Origin of the sequence: Streptomyces sp. NRRL S-495 (assembly GCF_000966955.1) — a bacterium.
GTDB classification, from domain to species: Bacteria; Actinomycetota; Actinomycetes; order Streptomycetales; family Streptomycetaceae; genus Kitasatospora; species Kitasatospora purpeofusca.
Genome location: NZ_JZWY01000194.1, coordinates 1 through 9333, shown reverse-complemented (window position 1 = coordinate 9333; position 9333 = coordinate 1). Strand labels below are relative to the sequence as shown.

Below are 9333 nucleotides of genomic sequence, written 5' to 3'. Positions count from 1 at the left end.
AAGCGAATCCGGCCGCAATCCCCACAAATGGACACGTCAAAGAAACCCGAAGCCGGGTGCCGATGTTATTTCCAGAGGATTGGCCGCCCCGGGACCGTCCGCGCTGTTGCGTGTCCGGTGCTCCCTGCCAGGCGACTGGGCGACAGTACTCCTCCTGCGCGCCCAGAACAAATCGCGCCCACCCGGACCGGATCGCGGCCGGCCGGGCCGGTCCGCTGTCACATTCCCGCGCCTCCCCGGGTCAGGGATGCAGGACCGACCGACCTTCCCGAGGAGCGCTCCATGAACCCGTTCGCCCGCGCCGCTTCCGTCGCCGCGCTGACCGCCGCCCTGTCCGTCACGGCCACCTCCGTCCCCATTTCCGCCTCCGCCGCCGACACCGCCACGGCCACCGGGGGCGCGGCCTCGGCGCACCCACAGCGCTGGTCGGCCGCGTGGTCCGCGCCGATGATGCGGCCCTCCGCGGCGCCGTGGTTCCGGACCTGGGCCGTGCAGGGCTTCGACCACCAGTCGGTGCGGCAGGTGGTGCGACTCGGCACGGGCGGCAAGGCCGTCCGGTTCCGGCTGTCCAATCTCTACGGGACGACGCCGCTGCGGCTGAGCGGGGCCAGTGTCGGCCGGGCCGCCGACGGGGCGGCCGTCGTCGCCGGGACGGTGCTGCCGTTGCGCTTCGGGCACCGGGACTCCGTCGTCGTCCCCGCGGGCGGAGAGGTTCTCAGCGATCCGGTGCCGCTGCCGGTGGCGGCCCGTGACCGGGTGGCGCTGACCCTCTGGTTCGACGGCCCGACCGGCCCGGCCACCTACCACCAGCTGTCCATGACAACGACCTACCAGGCCGACGGCGACCACCGAGCCGACACCGACGCGGCGGCGTTCACCGACGCCGTCCGCCCGGGGTACGGCTCCTGGTACTACCTCGGCGGGGTCGAGGTCACCGGCGGGCGGCCCGTGGGCAGGGCGGTGGTGGCGTTCGGCGAGTCCACCACCGACGGGTTCGGCGCCACCGTCGACAGCGACGACCGCTACCCCGACCTCCTCGCCGAGCGGCTCACCGCCGCCGGCCGGCCGCGACCGGTGCTCAACGCCGGCATCGGCTCGAACAAGATGCTCGCCGACTCCGCCTGCGCCGGGGACAGCGCCCTGAGTCGCTTCCGGCGCGATGTGCTCGACCGGCCGAACGTCGGCACCGTCATCGTCTCGCACGGCATGAACGACATCCTCCGCAGCGGCGACCAGATCTGCGGCGTGGACCGCGACGACCCGCCGGTGACCCTCCAGCGGCTGATCGACGCCCACCGCGCCCTGATCCGGGCCGCCCACGCCCGGGGCGTCAAGGCCGTCGGTGCCACCCTGATGCCCTTCGGCGGCGCACCGTTCTGGACCGCGCAGACCGACCGGCTGCGCCGCGACCTGAACGAGTGGATCCGCACCTCCGGCGCGTACGACGCGGTGGCCGACTTCGACCGCGCCATCGACCCCGAGGGCACCGGCGCGATCCCGGACGGCCACCACGCCGGCGACCACCTCCACCCCGGGCCGCTCGGATACCGCGTCATGGCGGACAGCATCGACCTGGACAGCCTGCGCTGACCCACCCTCGGCCGCGGGGGCGGACACCCCCCGCGGCCGGGGCGGCCGGGGCCCGTCAGGTGGGGCGGAGCGCCTCGGTGAGACGGTCGGCCGCCTCGACGACCGTCTGCGAGAGAAGGGCGCCGGGGTGGCGGGTGAGCCGTTCGATCGGACCGGAGACCGTGACGGCGGCCACCACCCGGTTGGCCGGGCCCCGGACCGGCGCGGAGACGGAGGCGACCCCGAGCTCGCGTTCGCCGATCGACTGGGCCCAGCCACGTCGCCGGACGCCGCTCAGCGCCGTCGCCGTGAAGCGGGCCCCCTGGAGACCCCGGTGGAGCCGCTCGGGCTCCTCCCAGGCCAGCAGGACCTGGGCGGCGGCGCCGACCTTCATCGGGAGGGTGACCCCCACCGGGACGGTGTCGCGCAGGCCGGACAGGCGCTCGGCGGCGGCCACGCAGATCCGGACGCCGCCCTGCCGGCGGTAGAGCTGGGCGCTCTCCCCGCTGACGTCGCGCAGCCGGGCGAGGACCGGGCCGGCGGCGGCCAGCAGCCGGTCCTCCCCGGCGGCCGCCGACAGCTCGCCGAGTCGGGGGCCGAGGATGAACCGGCCCTCCACGTCCCGGGCGACCAGCCGGTGCTGTTCGAGTGCGACGGCGAGCCGGTGCGCCGTGGGCCGGGCCAGGCCGGTCACGGCTACGAGTCCGGCCAGGGTGGCCGGACCGGCCTCCAGGGTGCCGAGGATCGAGGTGACCTTGTCGAGCACGCCGACGCCGCTCGTGTTCTCCATGGATGTCTCCGTCTCAGATCCCGTGAGCCGCCCGGGGGCACGCTCACGGAGGCCCCCCGTGGGGAGCCGGGGGGGTGGTCAGCGAGGGCGAGCCGCAGAAGTGGGCCGAGTGCCTGCGCCGGGCACGAGACGGGTACGCGAAAGGTCCGGGACGGGAAGCGCCCGGGGGAAGGACAGCACAGAGAGCACCGTGTCTCCTCATCTTTCCCGCGCCACATTGGCGACAGGCCGGAGTTGGCACTGATCCCGCACGGCACGGCGCGTACTTCGGACGCCGGGTCGAACGGGGAGCTGCCGGGGCTTCGTAGGGCCGGTCCCTCCACCCCTCTGGATGATTCGCGAAGAACGATACAAGACTCCCCCTCCCACCTGCCAAGCCCCTGGTGCCTGAGCTGCGGTCGGACGGGACCGACGGGGCCGACGGCGGCCCGGCACTGTCGGCGCGGTGTCCTACAGTCGGGCCGTATGACGACCCTGATCACCGAGGGCGGCCCGGTCGCGGCCGACGCGACGGTCACGCGCACCGGCGGCGTCCCGCTCGCCCCGCCCGGCACCGCCTGGCCGTCCTGTGCCGATTGCGGCGGCCCGCTGCAGTTCCTCGCGCAGATCGTGCTGGACGGGTCCGGCGCCGCCGTCGCCGGAAGTCCGGGGCCACAGGACCGGGTGCTGGTGCTGTTCGCCTGCCAGAACCGTCCGGGTGTCTGTCAGGACTGGGAGGCCCGCTCGGGTGCCAACCTCGCGCTGATCCTCCCGGCCCGGGGACTGGCGCCGATCCCCCTTCCGGTGCCGGCCGACCTCGACGAGGACGAGGACGACGACGAGGACGACCTCGACGCCCCGGACGAGGACGAGTTCGAGGAGGAGGTCCTGCTCCTCGGCGCCACCCGCGCCGCCGAACCCCAACTCCTGCCGGAGGCCCAGGACTTCGACAGTGCCCGCGCCGCCTGGGCGGCACGGACCGGCCGCCCCCGGAACCACGTCCTCGGGCAGCTCAACGGCACACCGGCCTGGCTCCAGTACGACCAGACACCGACCTGCGCGAGCTGCGCGGAGCCGATGCGGCTCGCCGTCCAGTTCCAGGAGGGGCCCGATCCCCTCACCGCCATGAACTTCGGCAGCGGCCGGGCCTACGCCTTCGTCTGCTCCCCCTGCACCGACGCGGTGTTCCTCTGGCAGTGCTGAACCCCGAGCACATCGGTGAGGTGCCGGGCAGCTCGAACGGGCGAACCCGTGGTCGGACCGGACGCCCGCAGTGTGGGCCGGACACCACCGGGGCCGCTGAGGGCCCGCGCGGGTACCGCCGGGGTACTCGACCCCGGCCCCGGCTGGCTCGCTCCTCCGGCGGGCTCACTCCGCCAGGACGGTGGCGATGCGGCGGATCAGCTCGCGGCTGCGCGCCCGGTCGGCGACGTCCACGACCGTCAGCACCTCCGGGTTCGCGGCCGCCCACAGCATCGCGACATGGACGAGCAGGGCGAACAGGACCTCGGGCTCGAACCGGGTCGACACCCGGCCGTCGGCCTGCCCCCGGGCGATGTCGGCGCTGCGCCTGCGCACCTCGGCGACCGCGAGCTCGTTGAAGGCGTCGCCGTGCTCCAGCCGCTGCCAGGTGATGATCCGGGGCATGTCCGGGTGCTCGGCGTAGAGGTCGGCCAGAGCGGCCGCGAACCCGGGCAGGTCGTCCACGTCGAGCGGCACGCTCACCACGATCTGCTCGACCATCTCGTTCCAGACCGCGTCGAACAGCCCGGCCTTGTTCCCGAAGTAGTGGTAGATCTGCGCCTTGTTGCTCCGCGCGGCGGCGGCGATGCGGTCGACGCGCGCGCCGTTCAGCCCGTGCGCGGCGAACTCGGCCCGGCCGGCCGCGACGAGTCTCCGCTTGGTGGCTTCGGCGTCGCGCTCCATGCACCCTTCTCCTAACTAACCGTTTACTTGACAGGTTCACCAGGGCCACACTGTAATCAGCCAACCGTCCAGTTGAATACGGCCGCGGTCGCGCGCCTTCGGGGCAGGGGAGGGAACCGGGCGTGGAACCGGGCATGGTGATGGTCGGTCGGGACGGCGAGCGAGCGCGGCTGTCCGCCTTCTTCCGGGCCCCCGACGGGCAGGCCCTGGTCCTCAGGGGCGAGGCGGGCGTCGGCAAGAGCACCCTGCTCGACCTGGCGGCGCGGCTCGCGGCCGAGGACGGACACCTGGTCGTCCGCGCCACCGGGGTCGAGGCGGAGAGCGGGCTCCCGCACTCCGGGCTGCACCAACTGCTCTACCCGCTGCTCCCGGACGCCGGCCGAAACTCGGCCGCCCCCTCCGACCACCGGCCCGAGGTCCACCGGCTGAGCGCCACCACCCGCGCCGCCTTCGACGCGGCCTTCGGCCGGTCCGACGGTCCGCCACCACCGGTCATGGCGCTCGGCATCGCCGTACTCGACCTGCTCTCCTGGACGACGGCGAAGGGCCGCCCGCTGCTGCTCGTCCTCGACGACGGCCAGTGGCTGGACGGGGCCAGCGCCGCGGTGTGCGGATTCGTCGGCCGCCGACTGGCCGGCCGCCCCGGCGTCAAGCTCCTGGTCGCCGTCCGCGCCGACACCGCCTCGCCGTTCGACTCCGCGGCACTGCCGGAGGCGCCGATCGGCGCCCTCGCCGACGCGGACGCCACCCGCCTGCTGGACCTGCACCACCCGCAACTCGGCCGACAGGTCCGCGGGCTCGTCCTGGAACAGGCCGGCGGAAACCCGCTCGCTCTGCTGGAACTGCCCGCCCACCTCGCCTCCGGCGCCGGCGACCGGGCCGGCCAGTACCTCCTCGGCCTGCACGGCGTACCGCTCCCCCGGCGGATCCAGGAGATCTACGCCGCCCGCCTCGCCCGCCTCGGCGACACCGTCCGCGCGGAACTGCTCCGGGGCGCCCTCGACGGAGCGGCGGCCCGGCCCGGCGACGGCCCGGCACCGATCGCGCGCTACCGCATGCGCGAGGTCGACGAGGCCGTCGCCTGCGGCCTGCTGGTCGTCGAACCGGTCACCGGCGAGCCCGCGTTCCGGCACCCGCTGGTGCGGTCGAGCATCGTCCAGCTCGCCACACCGGACCAACGCCGCTCCGCCCACCGGGTGTTGGCGCAGCTGCACCGGGAGTACCCGGAACGGCGTGCCATCCATCTCGCGGCCGCCACCGTCGACCCCGAGGAGGGCGTGGCCGCCGATCTGGAGGCCGCCGCCCGGTCGGCCACCCGGCGCGGCGGCGCGCGAATGGCCGTCTCCTGGCTGACCCGCGCCGCAGAACTGAGCGAGACCCGGGTCGACCGCTCCCGGCGGCTCGGCGAGGCGGCGTACGTCGCCGGGCAGGCGGACCACCTCGGCCGGGCACGCAGCCTCGCGCTGGCCGCCGCCCCCGGCACGGACGAAAGCCCCGCCGCCGTCCTCGCCGACTCCTACCTGGCGCTGTACCGGGACGGCGAGGTGAGGGCCACCCATCGCCGGATCGTCGCGGCCGTCGAGCGGCTCCGGGACTCCCCCGGCCGCCGCCCCGACCACCTCGACCAAGGCCCCGACCAGCCCGACCAAGGCCCCGATCGGCCCGACGAGGTGCTCGACCGGCTCGTCAGCCTCCTGCTCGCCGTCAGCCAGTACGCGGGAGACCGCGCCACCTGGCAGCGCACCCACGAGCTCCTCGCCACCCTCGGCGAGCTCGCCACCGAACGCGCGTGGATGTACGGCAGCACCTGGAGCGACGTCGTCCGGCACGGCGCCGGCTGGTCCCGGCGGGTGGAGCGGGCCTCGGCGAGCCTGGAGGACCAGGACCCGTGGGACGTCACCCGCCTCGCCGTTTCGGCCTACCACCTCGATGTCCTGGGCCCGCTGCGCCCGTACCTGGAGCGCGTCGTGGACCGCGAGCTCGACACGGGCGCCATGTCCAGCGGCATCGTCATGCTGCACCTGGTCCTGCTCGACCAGCTGGCGCTCGGCCAGTGGGACGCCGCCGAACGCACCGGACACCGCGCGCTCGCCCTGGCCACCGAACGCGGCCACGGCCTCTTCGCCCACCAGACCCGGGCCTACCTCGCCCAACTCGCCGCCGTGCGCGGCCGGACGGCGGAGGCCCGCGAGCTGCAGGCCACCGTCGACGCGTGGGCCCGGCCGCGCGGCATCGGATTCCTGACCCAGATCGCCGACGCCGTCGGCGCCACCGCCGCACTCAGCGCCGGCGACTACGAGACCGCGTTCCTCCACGCCATCGGCATCACGGCACCGGGGGCGTTCCGGCCCTACGCCTACCAGGCCTCGCGGACCCTGCTCGACCTCGTCGAGGCCGCCCTGCACACCGGCCGCGCCGAACACGCCCGGGCCCACGCGCTGGCCGCGAGGGACACCGGCCTGCCCGACCTCTCCCCCCGACTGGCCCTGATCACCCACGGCGCGCTGGCCATGACCGCCGAGGACGACACCGAGGCCGCGGCCCACTACGCCCGCGCCCAGTCCCACCCGGCTGCCGAGCGTTTCCCGTTCGAACTGGCCCGGATCCGGCTCGCCCACGGCATCGCCGTCCGCCGCCTCCACGGCGCCGCGGCCGCCCGCCTCCCGCTCACCCAGGCCGCCCATGCCTTCGACCGCCTCGACGCCCCCGCCTGGGCCGCCCGCGCCCGCGCCGAACTCCGGGCCGCCGGCGTCGCACCCCACACCCCCGCCCCCGACCCACTACCGCTGACCTGGCAGGAACGCCGCGTCGCCGAACTCGCCGCCGGAGGCCTGACCAACAAGGAGATCGGTGAACAGATGCGCCTCTCCCCCCGCACCGTCAGCGCCCACCTCTACCGCGCCTTCCCCAAACTGGGCATCACCACCCGCGCCGCCCTCCGCGACGCCCTGACCCGCGTCTCGCAACCGGCCCCGGCCCCGGCGCCCTGAGCAGCCCTTCCCGTGACCTCTCCGGCCGACTCCGGTCGGCTCGGACCGGTACTTCGCGGCGTTCGCAGTCACCTGGCAGGTCAGGGACATCAGCTCGCAGCGGCGGCGGCCACCGGTCCGGTCAGCCGAGTTCCTCGGCGAGGCCGACGACGATGCCCTCGGGGCCGCGGACGTAGCAGAGCCGGTAGACGTTCTCGTACTGGACGATCTCGCCGACGAGTTCGCCGCCGCGGGTGCGCAGCCGGGCGACGACGTCCTCGATGTCGTCGACGGCGAACATGACGCGGCGCAGGCCGAGCGTGTTCGCCGGGGCGTCCTTCGGTTCGGGGGCGATCGCCTTCGGCCGGTGGAACCGCGCCAGCTCCACCCGGCCGGGACCGTTCGGGACCCGCAGCATCGCGACGTCCTGGCGGACGTCCTGGAGGCCGATGACCCGCTCCGCCCCGGGCCAGTCCAGCGGCCCCGATCCCTCCAGTTCCATCCCTAGCTCGACGAAGAACGCGACGACGGCGTCGAGGTCCTCGACGACGATGAGGACGTTGTCCATGCGCCGGATCGCCATGCGGGGCCTCCTGGGTGCGGTGGGGAGCAGCGCTGCAGTCACGGTAACCGCCGGGTGGCCGCGGCCCCGGTCCGGCCACCCGTTCGGATGCACCGTGCGCCCGGCTGGGGGCGCGGAAGTCGGGGGCACACCCGAGGCTGGAGTGGGCTTCGGCCCCAACGGTTTCCGTCATGGCTCGACATCGACGCAGGAGGACATCATGACGACCAAGGCCAGCATCGTCTTCGCCCACGGCCTCTGGGCCGACGGCTCGTGCTTCAACAGGCTCGTCCCCACGCTCCAGGCCGAGGGCCACACGGTGGCGTGCTCGCAGCACGGCCTCGACTCGCTGGAAGGCGACGTCGCGTGCGTCACCCGCTCCATCGACCACGTGCCCGGCCCGGTGGTGCTCGTCGGGCATTCCTACGGCGGCACCCTGATCACCAAGGCCGGCGTCCACGACCGCGTGGGCGCGCTGGTCTACATCGCCGCGCTCGCCCCCGACGAGGACGAGACCTCGCAGGACCAGCAGAGCAAGTTCCCCAGCACACCCGTCTTCGAGCGCCTCGACATCTCCGGCGGCCGCATCTGGCTCACCGAGGCGGGCATCGGCGACTTCTGCGGCGATCTGCCGGAGGAGGAGCAGAAGCTCGTCCTGGCGACGGGCGCGGTGCCCGTCGCGGACCTGTTCAGCCAGCAGGTCCCGGGCACCGCCTGGCGCACGAAGCCCAGTTGGTACATCGTCGCGAACAACGACCGCACCGTGAACCCGGACCTGGAGCGGGCGGCCGCCGAACGCATGGGCGCGAAGACCTACGCCATCGACAGCAGCCATGTGCCGATGCTGTCGCACCCGGACTTCGTGCTCGACGTCATCCGCGACGCGGCGCGGAGCCTGGCGGCGTAGCGCGCGGTCACCCGGACCGCCGGGGCCGTACGGACGACGGCCCCGCCCGCGGATGCGGGAGTCAGCCCGCCCGCACCCTACGCTCCGGTCGGCCGGTCTCCGGGTCGAGGGCGACCACGAACACCTCGCCGCCCCGGGTCGCGAGCCGGATCCGGTCCGGGCCGTCCCACTCCGCCGAGGCCAGCTCGTTGACGGTGGCGTCACCGCTGAAGAACCCGACCGGCCACCGCTGCGCGGTCAGCCCGGAGCCCTCGTCCACGGAGACCCACCACAGCGGATCGATCATCGCGGCGCCCTGGTGGATCACCAGACTGCGGTCCGGCCGGCCCGGCGCCGGCCGTTCCGCGGTCTTCTCCGGCATGTCGCCGAACATCAGCATCACGATGGGTGACGTCACCATCGCGCCGGTGAGGAACAGGGTGATCAGCACTGCCCTGATCGGCACGGAGCGGATCCCGATCAGGATCGCGAGGCTGGTCAGCACCACGATCAGGGCACCGACGGACAGCGGGTGGTAGGAGACCTCGACGACCATCGCCGGCCCTCCGTCATGGCTGGCGAGCATCCCCTCGTACATCAGCGCGACCAGCAGCGCGACCGGCACCAGCAGTCCGAGCGCGACGAGCCGATG

Annotated in this window: 8 protein-coding genes and 1 riboswitch; of the genes, 4 read left to right on the top strand and 4 right to left on the bottom strand. The window is 74.2% G+C overall.

Annotated elements, in window-relative coordinates:
• The first annotated feature begins 282 nt into the window (after window positions 1-282).
• Window positions 283-1590: an SGNH/GDSL hydrolase family protein gene (locus VR45_RS12430; protein WP_052709035.1), complete on the top strand. Its 1308-nt coding sequence runs from the start codon at window positions 283-285 to the stop codon at window positions 1588-1590.
• Between the two features lie 55 nt (window positions 1591-1645).
• Here the strand turns inward: VR45_RS12430 and VR45_RS12425 are convergent, their stop codons facing one another.
• Entirely contained in the window at window positions 1646-2359 is a 714-nt protein-coding gene (locus VR45_RS12425; protein WP_045939772.1) for an IclR family transcriptional regulator, read from the bottom strand.
• Window positions 2360-2554: 195 nt separating this feature from the next.
• A riboswitch (SAM riboswitch) is annotated at window positions 2555-2697 on the bottom strand.
• 127 nt (window positions 2698-2824) lie between these two features.
• On the opposite strand from VR45_RS12425, the gene VR45_RS46870 reads away from it, so the two are divergent.
• Window positions 2825-3541 (top strand): DUF1963 domain-containing protein, encoded by a 717-nt coding sequence (locus VR45_RS46870; RefSeq protein WP_045939771.1) that lies wholly within the window; start codon window positions 2825-2827, stop codon window positions 3539-3541.
• A gap of 165 nt (window positions 3542-3706) precedes the next feature.
• Here the strand turns inward: VR45_RS46870 and VR45_RS12415 are convergent, their stop codons facing one another.
• Window positions 3707-4264 (bottom strand): TetR family transcriptional regulator, encoded by a 558-nt coding sequence (locus VR45_RS12415; RefSeq protein ID WP_045939770.1) that lies wholly within the window; start codon window positions 4262-4264, stop codon window positions 3707-3709.
• Window positions 4265-4398: 134 nt separating this feature from the next.
• Here VR45_RS12415 and VR45_RS12410 point away from each other — a divergent pair, with 134 nt between their 5' ends.
• Window positions 4399-7254, top strand: coding sequence for a LuxR family transcriptional regulator (locus VR45_RS12410; protein ID WP_353612684.1), 2856 nt, complete (start codon window positions 4399-4401; stop codon window positions 7252-7254).
• A gap of 121 nt (window positions 7255-7375) precedes the next feature.
• On the opposite strand, the gene VR45_RS12405 is transcribed toward VR45_RS12410, so the two are convergent.
• On the bottom strand, window positions 7376-7816 hold the full coding sequence (locus VR45_RS12405) for a VOC family protein (RefSeq protein ID WP_199839774.1): 441 nt from the start codon (window positions 7814-7816) through the stop codon (window positions 7376-7378).
• Between the two features lie 199 nt (window positions 7817-8015).
• On the opposite strand from VR45_RS12405, the gene VR45_RS12400 reads away from it, so the two are divergent.
• Entirely contained in the window at window positions 8016-8702 is a 687-nt protein-coding gene (locus VR45_RS12400; protein ID WP_045939769.1) for an alpha/beta hydrolase, read from the top strand.
• A gap of 61 nt (window positions 8703-8763) precedes the next feature.
• Here the strand turns inward: VR45_RS12400 and VR45_RS12395 are convergent.
• Window positions 8764-9333: hypothetical protein (locus tag VR45_RS12395; RefSeq protein WP_045939768.1), on the bottom strand; the 570-nt coding region annotated here is incomplete at its 5' end.

What these genes read in the sequence shown, in the direction of transcription:
- VR45_RS46870 (WP_045939771.1), top strand. Translation starts at nt 2,825, where the DNA reads ATGACGACCCTGATCACCGAGGGCGGCCCGGTCGCGGCCGACGCGACG.
- VR45_RS12410 (WP_353612684.1), top strand. Translation starts at nt 4,399, where the DNA reads ATGGTGATGGTCGGTCGGGACGGCGAGCGAGCGCGGCTGTCCGCCTTC.
- VR45_RS12405 (WP_199839774.1), bottom strand. Translation starts at nt 7,816, where the DNA reads ATGGCGATCCGGCGCATGGACAACGTCCTCATCGTCGTCGAGGACCTC.
- VR45_RS12400 (WP_045939769.1), top strand. Translation starts at nt 8,016, where the DNA reads ATGACGACCAAGGCCAGCATCGTCTTCGCCCACGGCCTCTGGGCCGAC.
- VR45_RS12425 (WP_045939772.1), bottom strand. Translation starts at nt 2,359, where the DNA reads ATGGAGAACACGAGCGGCGTCGGCGTGCTCGACAAGGTCACCTCGATC.
- VR45_RS12430 (WP_052709035.1), top strand. Translation starts at nt 283, where the DNA reads ATGAACCCGTTCGCCCGCGCCGCTTCCGTCGCCGCGCTGACCGCCGCC.
- VR45_RS12415 (WP_045939770.1), bottom strand. Translation starts at nt 4,264, where the DNA reads ATGGAGCGCGACGCCGAAGCCACCAAGCGGAGACTCGTCGCGGCCGGC.